The organism is Hamadaea flava, from assembly GCF_024172085.1.
Classification (GTDB): Bacteria; Actinomycetota; Actinomycetes; order Mycobacteriales; family Micromonosporaceae; genus Hamadaea; species Hamadaea flava.
The window spans coordinates 6,627,362-6,648,682 of record NZ_JAMZDZ010000001.1 but is presented as its reverse complement, the minus strand read 5'-3'; the positions used below and the strand labels follow the sequence as shown (position 1 = coordinate 6,648,682).

Sequence of the window (21,321 nt, the reverse complement as noted above, 5' to 3'; positions counted from 1 at the left end):
TACAGTTGTACGCATGATCAAGGCGGTGGTCTTCGACGTCGGTGAGACCCTCATCGACGAGACCCGGATCTGGACGCGCTGGGCGCAGCGGCTGGGCGTACCGGTGTTCACGTTCCTCGGCGCGCTCGGCGGCGCGGCCGCCCTCGACCGCCCGCACCGGGACATCTTCGAGATGTTCGAGCCAGGGTTCGATGTGGACGACGCCGTCTCCCGGTGGGCCGTGGACGACCCGGACGGGCTGCGCGAGAACTTCGACGCCGAGGACCTCTACCCCGACGTCCGGGCCGCACTCGGCGAGCTGCGCGGACGAGGGCTGCGGGTGGTCATCGCGGGCAACCAGCCGCCGCAGGCGCGAGACGCGCTGGCGCGCATGGATCTGCCCGCCGACGCGATCTTCACCTCCGCCGAATGGGGCGTGGAGAAGCCGGAACCCGCCTTCTTCACCAAGGTCGCGGAGGTGGCGCGGGCCGCGCCCGCGGCCATCTGCTACGTCGGCGACCGGCTCGACAACGACGTGCTCCCCGCCGCGCATGCCGGGATGATGCCGGTGCTGATTCGCCGGGGGCCCTGGGGTTTCCTGCACGCCACCCGGCCGCAGGCCGACCGGGCGACGGTCATCGACTCGCTCACCGAACTCCCCGACCTCCTCGCTCCCCGCTGACGCTTTCGCTGACGCTGGTTCCATGCAGATCACGGTTGTGCATGCCTCCGGCGCCCGAGATGGCATGCGCAACCGTGATCTGCAGCAAAGCGCCTCAGGGGGCGCCGAGGGACTGGGAAGCCTCGCGCGCCGCCGCCACGACGGTCGGGCCGAAGGCGTACGCGTCTGATGTGGACACCTCGTGGCGCAGCGTGGACACGCTGATCCCGCCGATGAGCCGGCCGGCGTGGTCGTGGACGGCCGCCCCGACACAGACGATCCCGGCTTCGTTCTCCTCGTCGTCCACGGCATAACCCCGTACGCGTACCTGGGCGAGGTCGGCCAGCAACGCGACCGGCGTGGTGCGCGTGTTCGGCGTACGCCGGGGCAGCCCGGAACGTTCGCAGAACGCCGTGACCTCGTCGTCGGTCTGGTCCGCCAGGATCGCCTTGCCGATCGCCGTCGAGTGGAGGTCGATCGTCATGCCGATCCGGGAGGTCATCTGGTAGGGGCGTAGTCCCATCAGCTTCTCGATGTAGACCGCCTCGTCCCCCGTACGCAGCGCGAAGTGCACCGTGTGCCCGGTGGTGTCGCGCAGCCGCGCCAGCGCCGGACCGGCCTGCCGAGCGGGGTCGAACCGGTGCGTGACCTTCCCCGCGAGCGTGAAGATCCGGGGTCCAGGCAGGTAGCCGCCGTTGCCGTCGCTGCGCGCGAAACCCCGGTCGACGAGCGCCCGCAGGATGCGGTGCACGGTCGACTTCGGCAGCCCGGTCGCGGTCGCGATGTCGGTCACGCGTTCGTGCTCGGCGAGGCTTTCCAGCACGTCGAAGGCCTTGTCGAGGGCGGTCATCCCGGAAGCGTAGCGGTCAGCCGCCGCCGGCCACCCGCACCGTCGCCCCGGTCGTGTAGGACGCCTCGTCGCTGAGCAGCCACGCGATCGCGTACGCGATCTCCTCGGGCCGGCCGGCGCGGCCCAGCGGCAGATTCGGCCCGACCCGGTCGGCCCGACCCGGTTCGCCGCTGCCCACGTGGAATTCCGTATGCGTCACGCCGGGCGAGACGGTGTTGATCCGGATGCCGCGCGGACCCAGCTCTTTGGACAGTCCGACGGTCATCGTGTCGACGGCCGCTTTCGTCGCGGCGTAATGGACGTATTCGTTCGGGCTGCCGGTCGTGGCCGCGCCCGACGAGACGTTGACGATCGAGCCGCCCGCGCTCATCCGGCGGACCGCCTCCTGCGCGACCAGGAAGTAGCCGACCACGTTCACGTCCACGACGCGGCGGAGATCCGCCTCCGTCAGGTCCACGAACGGGCCGATCGTGCTGCCGATCCCGGCGTTGTTGACCAGGCCGGTGATCTCGCCCAGCTCCGCCTCCGCCCGATCGAACAGGTGCACCACCTGATCGCGTACCACTGTGTCCAATCGGACCGCGATCGCCCGGACGCCGAGCTTGCTCGCGGACTGGACCACCTCGTCGGCGGCGGCCTGATCGCGGCGATAGCCCACCGCGAGATCGTGGCCGCGCTCCGCGAGCAGGCGGCAGGTCGCCGCGCCGATGCCCCGGCTGCCGCCGGTCACCACCGTCACCTTGCTCATGCGGGCGACTTTAGGACCTCATCGGTACGCCGAGTGCCGCGGATGAGCAACGTCACGCCACTCAGAAACAGCAGCAGGCCGACTAGGCCGAACACCGCGGTCGAGGCCCCCTCCCACAGGTACGCCTGACGCCCCCAGCCCCAGGCGGTGTCGCGGGCCTTGGGCGGCAGGAAGGTCTTCTCGCTCGGGCCGCGCAGCGTGACCGGGCGCAGCTCGCCGCCCGCCGGCCGGGCGTACGCGTCGCAGCCGCCGTACAGCCCGGCGAGCGGTGGCGCGCCGAGGTCGCTGAGGCATTCGTAGGAGTCGGAGCCGTCGTGCGAGACGGTCAGCCGCTGCCCGGCCAGGTGGGCGACGGCCGGCACGGTCGCGTTGACCAGCGGCACCAGCGAGTAGCCGACGAGCAGGACTCCGAGCCACCGCGGCGTATGCATGGAGGGCAGACTATGCCTGGCGGACACGTACGCCTATCGCCCTTTCCGGGGCTCCCGCCTCCGCCGGGCGGGAGTTGTCCACATCCGGCCGTCGTCCACAGCGCGGCCGATTCCGCGGTGGCGGCTCGCCCGCGTCCGGCCGCATCGTCGTCGGCATGCCCCGACCACCGCGCCGTCCACCCGAGCTGCGCCGCCGGATCTTCCGTGGCAGCGAGGCCCGGAGGCTCGGCCTGCTCACCCCGAGCGATCTGCGCTCGACCGGCTGGCGCCGGCTCTTCCGGGACGTGTACGCCGACGCCGACATCCAACTCACTCACGAGGTACGCGCCTGGGCCGCCGGACGGTACGCGATTCCGCCCGGCGCCGCGATCGGCGGGCGGTCCGCGGCCGCTCTGCACGGGGCGTCCCTGGCGGGGTTGGACGACCCCGTCGAGGTGCTGAGCGTCCGGGACTTCGGGCCGGTGACGGGCCTGCGGATCCGCCGGGGCCCGCTGGCCCCCTCGCAGGTGCTCGCCGTACGCGACGGCGTACGGATCACCACGCCGCTGCGGACCTGCTGGGATCTGTGCCGGTGGCATCCGGCCGAGGAGGCGGTCGCCCACCTCGACGTGCTCCTCGCCCGGGGTGTCCTGCGCGCGCCCGAGCTGACGGCGTACCTGGCCGGGCAGCGGGACGAGCCGGGCTGGCGGCGTGTGTCCGAGACCGTCGCGCTCGCCGACCCGGCCGCCGAGTCCCCGCCGGCGAGCCGGCTGCGCGTACGCCTCGTCCAGGCTGGTCTGCCGCCGCCGGTCACCCAGTTCGTCCTGGCCCACGAGGGCCGGGTGATCGCCCGGCTCGGCCTCGCCTGGCCGGGCGCACGGGTCGCCGTGGAGTACGCCGGGCCCTGGCACCCCTCGCGTGAGCAGCTCGAACGCGACCGAACCCGGCTCAACCGCGTCCTCGGCGCGGGCTGGCTCGTCCTCCACGTCACGGCCGCCCGGCTGCACGACGACTTCCCAGCCGTGGTGGGTGAGATTCGCGCCGCACTCCAGGCTCGGGCATGATCATCCGAGCGTGATCTTGCGATGTTACTGGTCAGTAGGCGTGTCGCGGATCGCATCCGTTCGCGTTCGGCGTGACGAGGACGGGGTCGGCGAGGCAGGATGAACGTGACGTACCACAGTCACACCGCGCCACTAAACACCAAATAACAAGGTCTACTTCCACACAAACGCGAGGGAACGCCTGTGTCCACCGAACGCAAGCGCCCGGTCATCAGCGACGGCCTGCCCAGCCAGCTGCCGGACATCGACCCGCAGGAAACGGCTGAATGGGTCGAGTCGCTCGACGGCGTGATCGACGAGCGCGGCGCCAAACGCGCTCGCTATGTCATGCTCCGCCTGCTCGAACGAGCCCGCGAGCGCCAGGTGGGCGTACCCCCGCTCACCACGACCGACTACATCAACACCATCACCCCGGAGCGGGAGCCCTGGTTCCCCGGCGACGAGCACGTCGAGCGCCGGCTGCGGGCGTACATCCGCTGGAACGCCGCCATGGCCGTGCACCGCGCGCAGCGCCCCGGCATCGGCGTCGGCGGGCACATCTCGACCTTCGCCTCCAGCGCGAGCCTCTACGAGGTGGGTTTCAACCACTTCTTCCGGGGCAAGAACCACCCCGGCGGCGGTGACCAGATCTTCTACCAGGGTCACGCCTCCCCCGGCATGTACGCGCGCGCGTACCTCGAAGGCCGGCTGACCGAGCAGCAGATGGACGGCTTCCGGCAGGAGCTGAGCCACCCCGGCGGCGGCCTGCCGTCCTACCCGCACCCGCGCCTCATGCCGGACTTCTGGGAGTTCCCGACGGTCTCCATGGGCCTCGGCGGCGTCAACGCCATCTACCAGGCCCGGTTCAACCGCTACCTCCAGCACCGGGGCATCAAGGACACGTCCGACCAGCGAGTATGGGCGTTCCTCGGCGACGGCGAGATGGACGAGCCCGAGACGCTGGGCGCGATCGGCGTCGCCGCCCGCGAAGAACTGGACAACCTCACCTTCGTCATCAACTGCAACCTGCAGCGCCTCGACGGGCCGGTCCGCGGCAACGGCAAGGTCATCCAGGAGCTGGAGGCCTTCTTCCGGGGCGCCGGCTGGAACGTCATCAAGGTCATCTGGGGTCGTGAGTGGGACCCGCTGCTCGCCGCCGACACCGACGGCGCGCTGGTGAACCTGATGAACGCCACGCCCGACGGCGACTACCAGACGTACAAGGCCGAGTCCGGGGCGTACGTGCGGGAGCACTTCTTCGGCCGCGACGCGCGGACCCGCAAGATGGTCGAGGACATGAGCGACGACGAGGTCTGGGGCCTCAAGCGCGGCGGGCACGACTACCGCAAGCTCTACGCGGCCTACAAGGCGGCGACCGAGCACACCGGCCAGCCGACCGTGATCCTCGCCAAGACGATCAAGGGCTGGACGCTGGGCTCCCACTTCGAGGGCCGCAACGCGACGCACCAGATGAAGAAGCTGACCCTGGACGACCTCAAGTCCTTCCGGGACCGCCTCTACCTGGACATCCCCGACTCGGTCCTCGAGGCCAACCCGTACGAGCCGCCCTACTTCCACCCGGGCAAGGACTCCACCGAGTACCAGTACCTGATGGAGCGGCGGAACTCCCTCGGCGGCAGCCTGCCGAGCCGGCGTACCGAGAGCAAGAAGCTGGTGCTGCCGGGCGACGACCTCTACAAGGACATCAAGAAGGGCTCGGGCAAGCAGAAGGTCGCCACCACGATGGCCTTCGTCCGGCTCTTCAAGGACCTGATGCGGGACAAGAACATCGGTTCGCGCTGGGTGCCGATCATCCCGGACGAGGCCCGCACCTTCGGCATGGACTCGCTCTTCCCGACCGCGAAGATCTACTCGCCGCACGGGCAGACCTACACGCCGGTCGACCGGGAGCTGTTCCTCTCCTACAAGGAGTCGACCGCCGGGCAGATCCTGCACGAGGGCATCAACGAGGTCGGCTCGGTCGGCTCGTTCACCGCGGCCGGCAGCTCGTACGCGATCCACGACGAGCCGATGATCCCGGTCTACATCTTCTACTCGATGTTCGGCTTCCAGCGCACCGCCGACGGGCTGTGGGCGGCCGCTGACCAGATGGCGCGCGGCTTCCTGCTCGGCGCGACCGCTGGGCGTACCACGCTGAACGGGGAAGGTCTCCAGCACGAGGACGGCCACTCGCTGCTCCTCGCGGCGACGAACCCGGCCGCCGTCACGTACGACCCGGCGTTCGCCTTCGAGATCGCCCACATCGTGCAGGACGGCCTGCGCCGGATGTACGGCGACCAGCCGGAGGACATCTACTACTACCTGACGATCTACAACGAGCCGATCTCGCAGCCGGTCGAGCCGGAGAATGTGGACGTCGACGGCCTCCTCAAGGGCCTCTACCGGTACTCCCCGGCGACCGGCGACGGGCCGAAGGCGCACATCCTGGCCTCCGGCATCGGCATGCAGTGGGCGATGCGCGCCCAGGAGCTGCTCGCCCAGGACTGGGGCGTCTCGGCCGACGTGTGGTCCGCGACGAGCTGGACCGAGCTGCGCCGCGACGCGGTCGAGTGCGAGCAGCACAACCTGCTCAACCCCGACTCCCCGCGTACGCCGTATGTCGCCCAGGCGCTGGCCGGCTCGACCGGCCCGAAGGTGGCCGTCTCCGACTGGATGCGGGCCGTCCCGGACCTGATCTCCCGCTGGGTCCCGGGCGACTACACCTCGCTCGGCACCGACGGGTTCGGGCTGTCCGACACCCGCTCGGCGCTGCGCCGCCACTTCCACGTCGACGCCGAGTCGATCGTGGTCGCGACGCTGTCCCAGCTCGCCCACCGCGGCGAGATCCCGGCCAGCGTGGTCGCCGACGCCTCCCGCAAGTACGCGATCGAGGACGTCACGGCCGCCCCGGCGGGCGAGACCGGCGGCGATTCCTGAAATAGTGCGTCCCACAAGGGCGGCACGGGGCGACCCGGGCCGCCCTTGATCATGTACGCTCCGCCGCTGTGCCTGCTATCCCCTCGCTGACCTCGGCCGACGTCCCGTGGCGATGCCCCGAGTGCCACTCCGCTCTGGTGACCGAACACGACGGGGAGCCTTGGTGTGACCGCTGCGAGTGGAACCTCGACGCGGCACCGGCCTCCAACGCGCCGAGCCGGGTCGACCGCTCGCTCCGGCGGCTCGATCACAAGGCGGGCTACGACCTCAGTACCACGCTCTTCCGGACCTTGGCCGGCAAGAAGGCGCAGCCCGCGACGGTCAGCCTCAGCGAGATCGCCCTCGTCGGGATGACCGCGCTGATCCTGGCGCTCCTCATCGGTATGACTGCGGTCGGCCTTCACCTGGTGATCACGGCGTCCCTGCTCGGCAAGGCGCTCGGACTCCTGCTCGTCGCGGTCGCGGTGGTGCTCCGGCCACGACTGGGCACGGCCCGCAAGGTGCTGAGCGACGCCGACACGATCACCGAGGCGCAGGCTCCGGCACTCTTCGCAGTCGTGCGCGAGGTCGCCGCCAAGGTCGGCGCACCCATGCCGCACACGATCGCGACCACGAGCCGTTGGGAGGCGTCCACCCTCGTGGTGGGCCTTCGCCGGCGACGGATCCTCCTGCTGGGCTTGCCGTTCTGGACGGTGCTCCGCCCGCAGGAACGAGTCGCGGTACTCGCTCATGAGCTGGGGCACTTCGTCAACGGCGACGGCTCACGGCGGCTGGCCCTCCAACCGGCGGTGACCGTGTTCGGCACGATCGCCGATCTGATCGACCCTCGGCAGGTCCTGGCCGAGGTCCGGGACCGCGTCAACGGCAACGTCCGGCCGAGCGCCGCACTGCTCGCCGGCCTGGTGCTGCTGCCCGTCGTGAACACCGTCCGTGGTGCCCTCCTGCTGCTGCACATGGGCACGCACGCGCTGGCGGCACGGTCCTCGCAGCGAGCCGAGTATTACGCCGACGACCTGGCCGCACAGGCCGGTGGGTCGACGGCCGTCGTCGGCCTGCTGGACGTCCTCCTCCTCACCTCTCGGCTGAAGACCCGGATCGGCACTCGTGCCCGGCAGAAGGCCGGGGTGATCGGCTGGCGGGAGACCGTGGAGAACACCCGCGCCGAGTACGCGACCTCGGCCGGACAACTGCGCCAGCTGTCCATTCGCGAGGACGCCTCGATCTTCGCCGCGCATCCGCAGCCGGGGCTGCGCGTACGCATGATCCAGGCCGCCCCGCATCGCGAGCCCGCCGTCGTGCTGACCGAGGTCCAGGCCGCGGCGGTCGACGCCGAGCTCGCGAAGTACGAGGAGCGCTACCGCCGGGAGATCGCCGAACACTGGTGATTCACAGCGGCGACGGCTGGGCGAAGGTGTTTGCGCCGGGCGTACGCCGTGAGCTACCTTCGGCGTAGCACTTGCTGATGCCGGCGTGGACTTCCCGCCCCAGTGGTGCCGATTTCCCGGTCTGATCCGCTTTCCGTCTTTGTCCGGCGATGCGGCGACCGTTCCATTTCAGCGCGATTCGCGCAGCGTACGCGTCGCGCTTCCCCATCGGTGCACAGCCGTGCCCGGTGCGACTCATCCTGCTCAGGAGCTTTCCATGACCAACGAGATCATCGGAGTCGTCGACCTCCGTCCGGACGGGCACGGCTTCGTCCGCGTCGACGGCTATCTGCCCACCACCGAGGACGCGTACCTGTCGAAGGGCGTGATCCAGAAGCACGGCCTGCGCCGGGGGGACCACGTCGAGGCGGTGACCGTGCTGGGCGAGGCCCGGGATCGGCGTCCCCGCCGCCCGGCCGTGACCGAGGTGACCACTGTGAACGGTGTCGCCGCGGGCTCCGCCCCCGACCGGCCCGACTTCTACGCGCTGACGCCGCTCTTCCCCACCGAGCGGATGCGGCTGGAGACCGAGCCGCACATCCTCACGACGAGGATCGTGGACTTGCTGACCCCGATCGGAAAGGGCCAGCGGGCGCTGGTCGTCTCGCCGCCGAAGGCGGGCAAAACTATTGTGCTGCAAGCGATCGCGCATGCGGTGTCGATCAACCACCCGGACGCCCACCTCATGGCGGTGCTCGTCGACGAGCGCCCGGAGGAGGTCACCGACATGGCCCGCACGGTACGCGGAGAGGTGATCGCGTCCACGTTCGACCGTCCGCCGTCGGATCACATCGCGGTCGCCGAGCTCGCGATCGAGCGTGCGAAACGGCTCGTCGAGCTGGGGCGGGACGTCGTCGTCGTGCTCGACTCGATCACCCGGCTGGGACGCGCGTACAACTTGGCCGCCCCGGCGAACGGGCGCATCATGACCGGCGGCATCGAAGCCGGCGCGTTGCACGCCCCTAAGCGGTTCCTGGGCGCGGCACGCAACCTCGAAGGCGGCGGCTCGCTGACGATCATCGCGACCGCGCTGGTCGAGACCGGGTCGACCGGCGACACGGTGATCTTCGAGGAGTTCAAGAGCACCGGGAACGCCGAGCTGCGCCTGGTGCGAGGGCTCGCCGAGCGCCGGATCTTCCCGGCGGTCGACGTCGAGTCCTCCGGTACGCGTCGCGAGGAAGTGCTGCTGCCGCCGGAGGAACTGATCCTGGTACGCCGGTTGCGGCAGGCGATGCATCACCTCGACGCGCAGCAGGCCGGCGAGCAGCTCGTCGAGCGGCTGCGCAAGACGTCGAGCAACGCCGAGTTCCTGATGCAGATCGCCCGCGCCTAACACTGAGCCTCCCTCCCCGCACCCCCTGGCGGTTACGCGACGCCTCCCTCCCTGCACCACCGCTGGCGGTTACGCGACGGTTACCCGGCTGCGAACCTCCTGTGCAGCACAGCGTCGACTCTCGCGAGTATGAGGATCAAGATGATGCTGGCCGCGGCGATCATGATCGCGAGCGGGCTTAGCGTAGGGGGAACCGCCGAGGCGGCCGCGCCGTACTGCGGAATCACGTGGGGCAGCGGAGACAAGGCCGCCGGAGATCTGGCCCAGGCGCCGTTGCTGACGGTGCGGACGGGCCGGCACGACTGCTACGACCGGGTCGTGTTCGAGTTCGAGGGGGCCGCGACCGGTTATCGCGCGGCGTACGGGGAGGCGTATACGCAGGGCACCGGGGTTCCGCTGTCGCCGTACACCGCCGGCGGGGCGGTCATCGAACTCGTGCTGCTGGAGCCGGCGGCGTACGCCACGGGCGAGCACGTGGCGACCGTCGTTCCGTACGACACCCTGCGGGACGTCGTCGCGGGCGGCACGTCGGAGGGGTACACGACCTTCGCGATCGGCGTCCGCGCACGCCTGCCGTACCGGGTGTTCACCCTGAACGGGCCGGGCACCCACAGCCGGATAGTCGTCGACGTCGCCCACCAGTGGTGAGACCATCCAGACATGGAGGCGGACCTGCTGGTCGTCGAGGATGACGCCGCCATCCGCGAGGTGACGGTGCTGGGGCTGCGCCGGGCCGGGTTCCGGGTCGGCGCGGCCGTCGACGGCGCGCAGGCGCTGACGGCGTGGCGGGCGCACGAGCCGGATCTCGTCGTCCTCGACGTCATGTTGCCGGGTGTCGACGGGCTCGAGGTGTGCCGGCAGATCCGCAAGTCGAGCCAGGTGCCGATCCTGATGCTGACCGCCCGGACGGACACCATCGACGTGGTCGTCGGCTTGGAGTGCGGTGCCGACGACTACGTGAAGAAGCCGTTCGACCTGCCGGAGTTGGTCGCCCGGGTGCGCGCGCTGCTGCGACGGGCGTCGGCGCAGCCGGAGGAGGGTGTGCTGGCCGTCGGCGGGCTGGAGATCGACCCGGCGCGCTACACCGTCCACAAGGGAGGACACGAGCTGGCCCTGACCGCGACGGAGTTCCGGCTGCTCCTGGAGCTGGCTCGGCGGCCCGGTCAGGTCTTCACCCGCGAGATCCTGCTCGACCGCGTCTGGTCCTACCCGTACCTGGGCGACTCACGCCTCGTCGACGTCGCGGTCCAGCGCCTGCGGGCCAAGGTCGAGGACGACCCGGCCCATCCCGAGCTGGTGCGCACGGTCCGCGGTGCCGGCTACAAGCTGCTCGGGTAGGGCGTCGTGGCGGCGCGCGCGGTACCGCCCGGCCGGCTCCGACGCCGGCTCACCATCGCGTTCGTCCTGGTCGCGGGGATTTCCGCCGGTGCGCTGGCGGCCGGTTCCTTTCTCCTTGTACGCCAGGCGCGGCTGGACGACTCCCTCCAGCAGGCCGCGTCCGACGTACGCCCGCAGCTGGTCGCCGCCCGTCAGTTCTTACCACTGGACGGCGAACGGCGGGACAACCTGCTCGCGGCGTACGAGAGCAGCGGGCGGCATGTGGTGCTGGTCGCCGACGGCGAGACGACCGCCTCGAATCCGGCGTACGCCCCGACGCTCAGCCCCGAGTTGCGAAGCGAGGTGGCGGCGGGCCGCATCGGTTACGACCGACCAAACAGCACTGGGCTGCTGGTGGTCGGCGGGCGTATCCCGGGTTCGGCGGCGCAGCTCTACGTCGTCCGCTCGGAGGACCGCATCCACTCCGACCTCGATCAGCTGCGGGCGGTGCTCATCGCCGGGTGGCTGACCGTCGTCCTGCTCGCCGCCCTGGTCGGGCACCTGCTCGCCCGGCGCACCCTGGATCCGGTGGCGCGGGCCTCCGACGCCGCGCGTGCGATCGCCGAAGGGCTGCTGGCGACCCGGCTGCCCGTCCGCGGTCGCGACGAGTTCGGCGCGTGGGCGGAATCGTTCAACGAGATGGCCGAGGCGCTCCAGAACAAGATCGCATGGGAGCGCCGGTTCACCGCCGACGTGGCGCACGAACTGCGTACGCCGGTCACCTCGCTCGTGGCGGCGGCGTCGCTGCTCGCCGAGCAGGTCGAGAACCTGCCCGACGGCGTACGCCGACCGGCCGAGCTGCTCATCGGCGACGTCGTCCGGCTGCGGCGGCTGATCGAGGAGTTGATGGAGATCTCCCGGTTGGACGCCGGACGGGAGCCGGTGATCGCTGCGACCGTGGATCCGCTCGCGCTGCTTCGCGCGCTCGCCGCTGCCCACGACTGGCCCGTGACGGTCGACGGGGACCCCGTCGGCCTCTTCACCGATCCGAGACGGCTGGAGCGCGTACTCGCGAATCTTGTCGCGAACGCCGTGGAGCACGGAGCCGAGCCGATCCGCGCGACCGTCAGCGGTGACGCACGGGAGGTGACCGTCGTCGTGAGCGACGCGGGTCCGGGCATCGCGCCGGAGCATCTGCCGCACGTCTTCGGGCGGTTCTTCAAGGCCGACCCGGCGCGCAGCGGGCAGGGCAGCGGGCTCGGTCTGGCCATCGCCCAGGAGAACGCGCGCCTGCTCGGCGGCCGGGTGACGATCACGAGCGAGCCGGGCCGGGGCACTGAAGCACGACTGGAATTGCCTGTTACGCAACGGTTACCCGGCAGTGAAACCGCTGCGGACGAAGCCGAGGAGGGTACGCCGTCATGAAGCGTTTCTTCGTTGCCATCGTGGTGCTGGCGACCGTCGCCGGGTGTACGCCCAAGTCGGGCACGGTGGGCGACGCGCCTACCGGCGCCCCGCCGACCAGCGCCGCCGCCACGCCGACCGTCCCACCGACCGAGTCGCCGTCCAGCGCGCCGACCCCGGACGCGACCGCGTCGAGCCGACCGGCCGGGACCATCACCATCAGCCTCTGGCTGGTCCGGAACGGGCGGATCGCGTACACGCAGCGGACCCGGCCGACCACCCAGAGCACGTCGCAGCTGGCCCTCACCGAGCTGGCCACCGGACCGACCACTGTGGAGGCTTCGGCCGGGCTGACCACCGGATTCCCGGGTGGGACCACGTTCCGGATCGTCGGCATCAGCGACGGCGTCGAGACGGTCAGCTTCTCCCCGGGGTTCTACGACGGCGGCCGGGACGCCGCGCGGCTGCGCCAGGCCCAGGTGGTCTACACGCTGAGCCAGTTCTCCACCGTCACCAAGGTCGCGTTCCAGCGCGACGGCACGGCACTGGCCGCGCCGGTCGGCCGGGCCGATTACACCGATCTGCTGCCCGCCATCGTCGTGACCAACCCGGTCATCGGGCAGCGGCGCGGCAGCCCGATCACGGTCGCCGGAACCGCCGACGTCTTCGAGGCCACCGTGAACATCCGGGTGCTCGACGCCGCCGGAAAGCAGATCGCGACCACGTTCACCACGGCCACCTGCGGTTCCGGCTGCCGGGGGTCGTTCAGCGTACGGGTGTCCTATCGGGTCGGCCGGGCGCAGGCCGGGATCGTCGAGGTCTTCTGGATCTCACCCAACGACAGTTCGCATTCCGACGTCGTCCGGATTCCGGTGACCCTGCTCGCCTAGTCTGGGCTCGTGGAGAGCACTGTGATCACCGTACGCACCGGCGGCCGGCCGTCGGTGGTGGACCTCACCGGCCAGGCCGCCGATTTCGTGGCCGGCCGGGGCGACGGGTTGCTGCACGTCTTCGCCCCGCACGCCACGGCCGGCATCGCGATCATCGAGACCGGGGCGGGCAGCGACGACGATCTGCTGACCGCCCTCGACGATCTGCTGCCGACCGACGACCGCTGGCGGCATCGGCACGGCTCGCCCGGACACGGCCGCGACCATGTGCTGCCCGCGTTCATCGCGCCGTACGCGACGCTGCCGGTGCTCGGCGGCCGCATCGCGCTGGGCACCTGGCAGTCGGTCTGCCTCGTCGATCCGAACGGGGACAACCCGACTCGCCAGGTGCGCTTCAGCTTCCTCGCGGGCTGAATCCCGCTTTGCCGCTGGGGCCGATCAGATGTGCTTGGAGATGGCGTCGCGGACGCTGTCGGTGTTCTTGCGCAGCTCCGTCGCCACCTCGGTGAAGACCTCCTGGGCCGGCTTGTTGTCGGCGTAGATCTTCTGCAGGCCGCCGTAGATCACCTTGTTGGCGTTGGGCACCATCAGCCGCACGATGTCCTGGGCCTGCGTCTTGGGCAGCTGGTCGACGGCCACCTTGAAGGCCGGGCGCTCGGTGAATCGCTGCGCCATCGCCGGGGCGGTCAGGGCCGCCTTCGTCGCCGGCAGGTACCCGGTGTCGACCGACCATTGCGCCGCGTTCTCCGCCTGCGCGGCGAACTTGATGAACTCGAACGCGGCCTGCTTACGGTCCTTCGGCACGCCGGCCAGCAGGGACAGACCGCCGCCGCCGGTCGGGCAGCCGAACTTCTTCTGCTCCGGGACGAACGCCGCGCCGACCTCGAACTTGGCGTCCTTGAGCAGGCTGCCGAGCGTACCGGTGGACTCCTGGAGGGTGGCGATCAGGCCGTTGGCGAAGTCGACCTTCGGGCTCTTCGCCATGTACGCCTGCTTGTCGGTGTGGATCAGCGTGCGCTGGAACTCGCCCGCCTCGACAGCCCCGCCCTGGTCGATGGTGACGTCCAGGTTCTTCGAGTAGTTGCCGTCCCACTGCCAGACCGCGCCCTGGAACATCCAGTCCCCGTCCACCTGCGGGTACGCGTGCAGCTTCGGCGACTGCCCGTTGACCTTCACCTTCTGCAGCGCCGGCGCCCACTCGCGCAGTTCGGCCCACGTCTTCGGACCCCGGTCGGGCAGCCCGGCCTGGGCGAACATCGTCTTGTTGTAGTAGAAGAGCGGCGTGCTGCGGCCGAAGGGCACCCACCAGGTGTCGTTCTTGACGGTGCCCTCCGCGATCAGGGTGTCCACGTAGTCCGTGGTCGCCAGGCCGTTGCCGAAGTAGCCGTTGAGGGGTTCGAGGGCGTCGTTGAGGTAGAACTTCCGCCAGGTGACCTCGGAGAAGATGCACATGTCCGGCACCTGCCGGGCCTGCATGCCGGCGGCGAGCTTCTGGGCGACCTCGTCGTAGGTGCCCTGGAACTGCGCCTCCAGGTAGATGTTCTGCTGGGAGTCGTTGAACTTGCCGACGAGCTTGGTGAACGCGTCACCGGTGGCGCCGGTGTAGGGGAACCAGATGACCACGCGCTGCCGCTTGCCGTACTGCGCGGGGACCTTTCCCTCAGGCTGGGAGAAGCCGCCGGCGCCACCGCCGGACCCACCACCGCAGGCGGCGAGCGGGCCGGCGAGCAGGGCGCCCCCGGCGAGGCCGAGCAGACTGCGACGGCTCAGGGAAGTCTTCATTGACGATCCTTTCTGGACAGATCGAGGGAGGGGTGTCAGCCCTTGACGGCGCCCTGGGTCAACCCGGCGACGATCTGGCGCTGAGCGATGAAGAACACGACGAGGACGGGCAGGACCACGAAGACGGTGGCGGCCATGACCGAGCCCCAGTTCACGTAGCCTTCGGCGTTCTTCAGCAGGAGCAGGCCGACCGGGAGGGTCCGCATGCTGTTGGTGTTGGTGACGATGAGGGGCCAGACGAAGTCGTTCCACTTGCCGACCATCGACACGATGGTCACGGTGATCACCATCGGCTTGGACAGCGGCAGGACGACGCTGAACAGCCGGCGCAGGTGCCCGGCGCCGTCGACGCGGGCGGCGTCGATGATCTCGTCGGGCAGCGTCAGCATGTGCTGGCGCAGTAGGAACGCCCCGAACGCCGAGGCCGCCCCGGGGATGACGATGCCCTGGTAGGTGTTGATCCAGCCCAGCTCGGAGACGGTGAGGTAGTTCGGGAGGAGCACCACATGGCCGGGCACCATCAGGGCGGCGAGCAGGATGCCGAACAGCACCCGCTTGAACGGGAACCGCAGGAACACGAAGGCGTACGCCGTGAGCACGGCGTTGGCGACCTCCAGGGCCGTTCCCGCCACGGTCGTGATGATGGAGTTGAGGTAGAAGTCGCCGAATGGGGCCGACTTCCACGCGTCGACGTAGTTGTGCCACTCGAAACTGGTCGGCCACCAGGCCGGCGGGAACGAGTAGATGTCGGCCGACGGCTTGAGCGACGAGGCGAACAACCAGTACAGCGGGCCGACCATGATCACGCCGACCACCGTCAGCGACAGGTACAGGCTGAACTTGCGGGCGACGGTCATCGGTAGTGGACCTTCCGCTCGACGAACCGGGTCTGCAGCAGCGTGATCACCAGCAGGATCACGAACATGACGACGGCGCCGGCACCGGCCGGGCCCGCCTCGAAGTCGCTGAAGCCCTTCTCGTAGACGTACCAGGAGAGGATGGTCGTGGCGCCGCCCGGACCGCCGTCGGTCATCACGGCGATGACGTCGAAGGCCTGGAACGACGAGATGATCGTGGTGATCATCAGGAAGAAGGTGACCGGCGAGAGCAGCGGCAGGGTGATCCGCCGGAAGACGGTCCACGCGCCCGCGCCGTCCAGCGACGCCGACTCGTAGAGGTCCTTCGGCATACCCTGCAGCCCGGCCAGGTAGACGATGGCCGAGAAGCCGACGTTCTTCCAGAGGTACACGATCATCACGGCGGGCAACGCCCATCCGGAGTCGGTCAGCCAGGACGGGGAACTCTGCCCGATGGCGGAGAACGCCACCCGGGACAGCCCGTAGTTCGGGTCGAAGATGAAGACCCAGGCCAGACCGACCGCGGCGCCCGACAGCACGTGCGGCGCGAAGACCATTGTGCGGACGACGCCGCGGCCCTTGAGCTTCTGGTTCAGCAGCAGGGCCACGCCCAGCCCGAGGACGAGGCTGCCGCCGACGATGCCGACGACGAAGATCACCGTCGTCAGCAGCACCTCGCGGAACTCGTGCCCGGTCAGCAGTTCCTGATAGTTCTCCAGGCCGACGAAGGTCGGCATGGGCGCGATCAGGTTCCAGTCGGTGAGGCTCAGGTACGCGTTGTAGATGACCGGCCAGTACGAGAAGACCGCGAGCAGGATGAAGTTCGGCGCGACGAGCGCGAGGAACGTCAGGTACTCCCGCGCACGCTTCGGCTTGCGACGGCGTACCGGGGTATCCGGCTGCTGGGTCGCCGGGCGCGCGGTCTCCAGGGTGCTCATGGCAGCAGGGAGAGCAGCTCGGCGATGTCGTCGGCGACGAGCCCGTCGACCCCGTACGCGACCGCGGCGGCGACCTGCGCCGGGTCGGCGAGCGGGCCGACCCAGACGCGGTAGCCTTCGGCCCGCATGCGGGGCACCTCGGCGGCGTCGGCGACGGCCCAACGTGGGCCGAAGTACTGCGGCTTCATCGCGTCGAGGAGGTCGGCCGGGGCCGGGTTCTCCTCGGTCCAGTCCAGCCCGATGATCGCGTCGGGCTCGTCCTGCCGCAGCTTGATCAGCGCCTCCCGGCCGCCTCGCCGGGCCGCCACGAAGATGGCCCGCTCGAACGCGCCCGGCTTCTTGCGCAGCGCCTCGACGGCCGGCGCCACCACGTCGTCGGTCTTGAGGTCGACGAGGAAGGTGACGTCGTCGAACTCGTCGATCAGCTCGGCGAACTCCGGCACCTGGTAGCCCTCGCCGTCGATCGCGCGCAGCTCGGCCAGGGTAAGGTCGGCGAACTGGGCGTCCACACCCCAGAGCCGCTGCAACGACGCGTCGTGCAGGAGCGCGATCCGGCCGTCGCGCGTCAGGCGCAGGTCGAACTCGACGGTGTTGGCGCCCTTGTCGACGGCCGAGCGGAACGACGGCATGGTGTTCTCGCGGTGCACCAACGGGTCACCCCGGTGCGCGATGGTCAGGAACACGGTCTCTCCTAACAGCACACAACTTAACGCCCTACAGCGTTTTGATCACGGAAGCAGTTAACACGACGGACACAAAGCGAGCAAGCCCTAATGCGCTCAACCGGCGCGAAACGCTGTGAGAAGCGATGTTAAGAAGGCCGTTAACGCACACCAACGAGCGGGAGAAGCTCGTCCAGCAACTGCGGCGCACCGGCGAGCGTCTCGCCGGAGGCCATGGTGTGCGGGGCGCCCGTCCGGTCCACGACCTGGGCGCCCGCCTCGCGGGCGATGACCACGCCGGCAGCGGTGTCCCAGGGTTTGTTGGCGAGCATGACCAGGGCGTCCAGCCGGCCCTCGGCCACCCAGACCAGGTCGATCGCGGCGCTGCCCAGCATGCGTACGCGCTGGACCCGGGGCACGAGGCGACCGGTGACGGCCAGCCGGTCGGCGTTCTTCACGTCGGCGTCCTCGCCGACGGCGTAGTCCCCGACGGCCACCACGGCGTCGGCCAGCCTGCTCACCCCGCTCGCCCGGATGGGCCGGCCGTCGGCGTACGCACCGTCGCCCCGGACGGCGTGATATCGCCGGTGCAGGAACGGAGTGTCGACCACCCCGAGGATGGGTGTGCCCGCCAGGACGAGTCCCAACGAGACGGCCACCAGCGGGATGCCGTGCACGAGGTTCACCGTGCCGTCGACCGGATCCAGCACCCAGGTCAGTCCGTCGGCGGCGCCGGCTGCGCCTTCCTCCTCACCGAGGAACCCGACGTCGGGCGTACGCTCCGCCAGGAACGACCGCACCGCGCGTTCGACCGCGTAGTCCACCTCGGACGCCATGTCCCGGTCGCCCTTGGCGGTCAGCACCCCTGGCAGCCGCGTACGCAGCATCCCGGCGGCGAGGTCGACGGCGTCCTGCGCGGCGGTCAGCAAGTCCGCCGACGGTAACGCCGCTGTCATGACAAGCCGTAATGGGAGGCGACCTCGGCCGCGGCGAGCGTCGCGGCGCGTTCGGCGGTCTGCCGGGTCGCCCCGGCCAGGTGCGGCGTCAACACCGTACGCGGAGCCTTGAGCAGCCGCGACCCCGCCGGGATCGGCTCGGCGTCGTACACGTCGAAGGCGGCCGCGCCGAGGTGCCCGGAGTCGAGCGCGTCGACGACCGCCTCGTAGTCGAGCAGCCCGCCTCGGGCCGTGTTGACCAGCACCGATCCGCGCGGCATCCGCGCGATCTGCGCTGCACCGATCATGTGCCGGTTCTCCGGGGTCAGCCGGGCGTGCAGGCTCACCGCCGTGCTCCGGGCGAGCAGTTCGTCCAAGCCGACCAGGTCGACGCCCTCAGGTGCGGTCGTCACGAACGGGTCGTACACCAGCACCGTCGCCTCGAAGGCGCGCAGAATCCTGGCGACTCGTGCGCCGATCGCCCCGTATCCGATCAACCCGGCCGTCGTCCCGGCCAGCTCGCTGCCCACCTCGTCGAGGGCGTACAGGTCGCTACGCCACTGCCCGTCGCGTACGCCTTGGTGGATCTGGGGAATCTGGCGCAGCGCCGCCAGCAGCAGCGCCACAGCATGTTCCGCCGCGGCGATCGCGTTGCGGCCGGGCGTGGTGCGGACGGTGACCCCGTGGCGGTCCGCGGCCGCCAGGTTGACGTTGACCGGGCCACCCCGGCAGACGACGACGAGCCGCAGGTCGGGCGCGGCGGCCAGGACCCGCTCGGTGACCGGCGCCATCTGCGTGACCAGCACCTGAACCCCGGGCAGCGCGGCGATCAGCTCGTCCTCGGCGTCGGAGGCCTCGTCCACCTCGGCCACCGGCCCGAACGGGACCAGCGGCCAGGGCAGCGTCAGCTCCTGGATCTCGGCCGTCCCGACCCGGTCGCGGAGCGCGGCCGTGAGCAGGGCGGGGGTGACGAAGTGATCGCCGGCGGCGAGGATCTTCAGGGGTGGCACGGGTATTCCTTTCACCAGGTGTTTCGGGCCTGTTCGACATGGTCGAGATACCGGGCGTACCGGTCCTCGTAGGAGGTCTGCGGCTCGTAAACGATTCCCGGGACGGGCGCGAAAACGACGTCGCCGGGCAGCGCCGCGGCGGCGGCCAGTGCGGCTCCGCGCGCCCCGACCTCTTGCCCCGCGAGTACGCGGATCGGCCGGCCGAGCACGTCGGCGAAGATCTGCGCCCAGGCCGGGGTGGCCAGCCCGCCGCCACAGGCCGTCAGCTCGCCGGAGAGCCCGGCGGCGGTCAGGCAATGCCGGGCGCTGTACGCGATCGCCTCGCACACCGCCCGCACGACGTCGGCGGGACGGGTGCCGAGATGCAGGCCGTCGAGGCGACCCCGCGCGCGGGGATCGACGAACGGGGCGCGTTCGCCCGCCTCGGAGAAATACGGCAGCACACTCAGCCCGGCCGAGTCGCCGGTGGCGAGCAGGTCCGGCAGGTCGGCCACGGTCGCCGAGACCAGCCGCAGCGCCCAGTCCAACGCGGCGGTGCCGACCATCGCGGGCAGCGCCCGCAACCACCGGCCCTCCGCCCAGGTACGCAGACTGAGCCCGGCCGGTTCGGCGGCAGTGTCGACGGCGTCCACGAGAACCTGGCAGGCCAGCGTCGTGCCGAGGATGAGGAGGCCGTCGCCGACGGCGGTCACCCCGGCGCCCAGGGCGGACGCGGGCAGGTCGTAGAGGGCGGCGACGACCGGCGTACCGTCCGGCAGCCGGCCCGAAGGGGCGGTCCGGGCCGGGAGCAGGAGGCGCTCGTGCTCACCGAGTCCACATAGGTCGAGCAGATCCCGTTGGTCGGTCGGGTCGGTCGCGCGTACGCCGGTCAACCGATGAAGGATCACGTCTTTGCAGTACGCCGCCCCGGCAGCCCGCTTGAGCTGCTCCGGTTCGTTGGCGGCGAGCCAGGCCAGCAGTGGCGCCTGCGCACCGGGGAACATCAGCGTCCCCGTCCGGCGGAAACCTGCCGTGAGCAGCCCGGCCGCGTCCCAGTCGCGGACGATCCCGGCCGCCCGGCCGTCCATCCACGAGATCGCCGGGCGCACCGGACGGCCGTCGGCGTCCACCAGCCAGAGGCCGTCGCCCTGCGCGGTCACGCCGATCGCCAGCACCGGACCGGTCGACTCCCGCAGCTCGGCCAGGACCTCCTCGACCGAGGCCACCACGAGGTCGGCGTCCTGCTCGTACCAGCCTGGTCCGACGCGATCGACCCGGGTCGGCCGGGCGGCGCGCGCCAGCGGCTCGCCGGTGACCGAGAAGGCCACCGCCTTGGTGAGCGTGGTGCCCGCGTCGACCCCGACGACGACCGGCTCAGACGATCTCGTACGCGACACCGTTCTCCCGCATCTCTCGTAACGTCTCGGCGGGTGCGCCGGAGTCGGTCAGCACCAGGTCGAAGTCGCGCAGCGGGGCGACCCGGTGCAAGGCGACCCGGCCCAGCTTGGTGTGGTCGACGAGCAGGACCGAGCGCTGGGCGCAGCGGATCATCGCCCGCTTGACCAGCACGATCTCCTGCTCCTGGTGGTACGCGTACGAACCGGAGACGGCCGAGGTCGAGGCGAACAGCAGATCCACTCGCAGCGCCTCGATCGCCTCCATGCACGGCACGCCGAGGAACGAGTCATGGGTCGCGTAGTACTCGCCGCCGAGCGAGAGCAACCGGATGCCGCGTACGCCCGACAGCAGCTTGATGGTCTCGAGGAAGTTCGTGATGACCGTCAGCGGACCGGCGTCGACGAGCAGCCGGGCCAGCTCCAGCGTGCTCGTCGAGTCGTCGAGCATCACCGCCATCCCGGGTTCGACGAGTTCCCGGGCGCGTTGCGCCAGCGCCAGCTTCTCGGTCCGGGCGGCCCGCAGCCGATAGGAGACGTTGCTCTCGAAGACGCTGGACGGCTGAGCGCTGACGCCGCCGCGGAATTTCCGGACGACCCCCTGCTTCTCCAGCTCGTCGAGGTCGCGGTGCACCGTCATCAGACTGACGTGGAACATCTCGGCCAGGTCGGCGGCGGACACCGACCCTTGCTGCATCACGTACTCGGCGATCTCGGCCTGACGCTGGGCCGGGCGGCCGCGGTCGGCGGTCTCGGAGGCGGTCATGC

The 21,321-nt window shown here is 70.5% G+C and carries 21 protein-coding genes; 10 read left to right on the top strand and 11 right to left on the bottom strand.

The features are described from left to right. Positions 1–13 precede the first annotated feature (13 nt). Complete coding sequence (locus tag HDA40_RS31215; protein ID WP_253761386.1) at positions 14–661, top strand: HAD family hydrolase; 648 nt, start codon at positions 14–16, stop codon at positions 659–661. 94 nt (positions 662–755) lie between these two features. On the opposite strand, the gene HDA40_RS31210 is transcribed toward HDA40_RS31215, so the two are convergent. The 3 genes from HDA40_RS31210 to HDA40_RS31200 are packed head-to-tail and all read right to left on the bottom strand — an operon-like array spanning position 756 to position 2,669. Further along, a complete protein-coding gene (locus HDA40_RS31210; protein WP_253761385.1) occupies positions 756–1,490 on the bottom strand; it encodes an IclR family transcriptional regulator in 735 nt (244 codons plus the stop codon). A gap of 16 nt (positions 1,491–1,506) precedes the next feature. Beyond that, complete coding sequence (locus HDA40_RS31205; RefSeq protein ID WP_253761384.1) at positions 1,507–2,238, bottom strand: SDR family oxidoreductase; 732 nt, start codon at positions 2,236–2,238, stop codon at positions 1,507–1,509. Continuing rightward, the gene (locus HDA40_RS31200) at positions 2,235–2,669 is read right to left on the bottom strand and encodes a hypothetical protein (RefSeq protein WP_253761383.1); all 435 of its coding nucleotides are present in this window, start codon (positions 2,667–2,669) and stop codon (positions 2,235–2,237) included. Before HDA40_RS31200 ends, HDA40_RS31205 begins: the two co-directional genes overlap by 4 nt. Positions 2,670–2,824: 155 nt before the next feature. Here HDA40_RS31200 and HDA40_RS31195 point away from each other — a divergent pair, with 155 nt between their 5' ends. The 9 genes from HDA40_RS31195 (at position 2,825) to HDA40_RS31155 (ending at position 13,410) form a co-directional block, all read left to right on the top strand. Then, on the top strand, positions 2,825–3,712 hold the full coding sequence (locus HDA40_RS31195; protein WP_253761382.1) for an endonuclease domain-containing protein: 888 nt from the start codon (positions 2,825–2,827) through the stop codon (positions 3,710–3,712). A 183-nt stretch (positions 3,713–3,895) separates the two neighbouring features. Continuing rightward, a complete protein-coding gene (gene aceE, locus HDA40_RS31190) occupies positions 3,896–6,628 on the top strand; it encodes a pyruvate dehydrogenase (acetyl-transferring), homodimeric type (RefSeq protein ID WP_308197785.1) in 2,733 nt (910 codons plus the stop codon). A 68-nt stretch (positions 6,629–6,696) separates the two neighbouring features. Continuing rightward, positions 6,697–8,013 (top strand): M48 family metalloprotease, encoded by a 1,317-nt coding sequence (locus HDA40_RS31185; protein ID WP_253761381.1) that lies wholly within the window; start codon positions 6,697–6,699, stop codon positions 8,011–8,013. 256 nt (positions 8,014–8,269) lie between these two features. Further along, a complete protein-coding gene (rho, locus tag HDA40_RS31180; protein ID WP_308197784.1) occupies positions 8,270–9,385 on the top strand; it encodes a transcription termination factor Rho in 1,116 nt (371 codons plus the stop codon). A 129-nt stretch (positions 9,386–9,514) separates the two neighbouring features. Next, complete coding sequence (locus HDA40_RS31175; protein ID WP_253761380.1) at positions 9,515–10,033, top strand: AMIN-like domain-containing (lipo)protein; 519 nt, start codon at positions 9,515–9,517, stop codon at positions 10,031–10,033. Positions 10,034–10,045: 12 nt separating this feature from the next. Beyond that, positions 10,046–10,723: a response regulator gene (locus tag HDA40_RS31170; protein ID WP_253761379.1), complete on the top strand. Its 678-nt coding sequence runs from the start codon at positions 10,046–10,048 to the stop codon at positions 10,721–10,723. 6 nt (positions 10,724–10,729) lie between these two features. Beyond that, entirely contained in the window at positions 10,730–12,127 is a 1,398-nt protein-coding gene (locus HDA40_RS31165; protein WP_253761378.1) for an ATP-binding protein, read from the top strand. Further along, positions 12,124–12,996: a Gmad2 immunoglobulin-like domain-containing protein gene (locus HDA40_RS31160; RefSeq protein WP_253761377.1), complete on the top strand. Its 873-nt coding sequence runs from the start codon at positions 12,124–12,126 to the stop codon at positions 12,994–12,996. Before HDA40_RS31165 ends, HDA40_RS31160 begins: the two co-directional genes overlap by 4 nt. Positions 12,997–13,005: 9 nt before the next feature. Beyond that, positions 13,006–13,410, top strand: a complete 405-nt coding sequence (locus HDA40_RS31155) for a YjbQ family protein (RefSeq protein WP_253761376.1) — start codon at positions 13,006–13,008, stop codon at positions 13,408–13,410. A gap of 24 nt (positions 13,411–13,434) precedes the next feature. On the opposite strand, the gene HDA40_RS31150 is transcribed toward HDA40_RS31155, so the two are convergent. From HDA40_RS31150 to HDA40_RS31115, 8 genes are all read right to left on the bottom strand, one after another. Further along, positions 13,435–14,778 carry an ABC transporter substrate-binding protein gene (locus tag HDA40_RS31150; protein WP_253761375.1) on the bottom strand — a complete coding sequence of 448 codons (1,344 nt, stop codon included), beginning with the start codon at positions 14,776–14,778 and terminating at the stop codon, positions 13,435–13,437. 35 nt (positions 14,779–14,813) lie between these two features. Beyond that, positions 14,814–15,635, bottom strand: coding sequence for a carbohydrate ABC transporter permease (locus HDA40_RS31145; protein ID WP_253761374.1), 822 nt, complete (start codon positions 15,633–15,635; stop codon positions 14,814–14,816). After that, positions 15,632–16,573: a carbohydrate ABC transporter permease gene (locus HDA40_RS31140; RefSeq protein ID WP_253761373.1), complete on the bottom strand. Its 942-nt coding sequence runs from the start codon at positions 16,571–16,573 to the stop codon at positions 15,632–15,634. Before HDA40_RS31140 ends, HDA40_RS31145 begins: the two co-directional genes overlap by 4 nt. Next, complete coding sequence (locus tag HDA40_RS31135; protein ID WP_253761372.1) at positions 16,570–17,256, bottom strand: glycerophosphodiester phosphodiesterase; 687 nt, start codon at positions 17,254–17,256, stop codon at positions 16,570–16,572. Before HDA40_RS31135 ends, HDA40_RS31140 begins: the two co-directional genes overlap by 4 nt. A 140-nt stretch (positions 17,257–17,396) precedes the next feature. Next, positions 17,397–18,164 carry an inositol monophosphatase family protein gene (locus tag HDA40_RS31130; RefSeq protein ID WP_253761371.1) on the bottom strand — a complete coding sequence of 256 codons (768 nt, stop codon included), beginning with the start codon at positions 18,162–18,164 and terminating at the stop codon, positions 17,397–17,399. Between the two features lie 23 nt (positions 18,165–18,187). Further along, a complete protein-coding gene (locus HDA40_RS31125; protein WP_253761370.1) occupies positions 18,188–19,180 on the bottom strand; it encodes an NAD(P)-dependent oxidoreductase in 993 nt (330 codons plus the stop codon). An 11-nt stretch (positions 19,181–19,191) separates the two neighbouring features. Next, positions 19,192–20,556: an FGGY-family carbohydrate kinase gene (locus tag HDA40_RS42310; RefSeq protein ID WP_253761369.1), complete on the bottom strand. Its 1,365-nt coding sequence runs from the start codon at positions 20,554–20,556 to the stop codon at positions 19,192–19,194. Next, entirely contained in the window at positions 20,534–21,319 is a 786-nt protein-coding gene (locus tag HDA40_RS31115; RefSeq protein WP_253761368.1) for a DeoR/GlpR family DNA-binding transcription regulator, read from the bottom strand. Before HDA40_RS31115 ends, HDA40_RS42310 begins: the two co-directional genes overlap by 23 nt. Between the last annotated feature and the right edge of the window lie 2 nt (positions 21,320–21,321).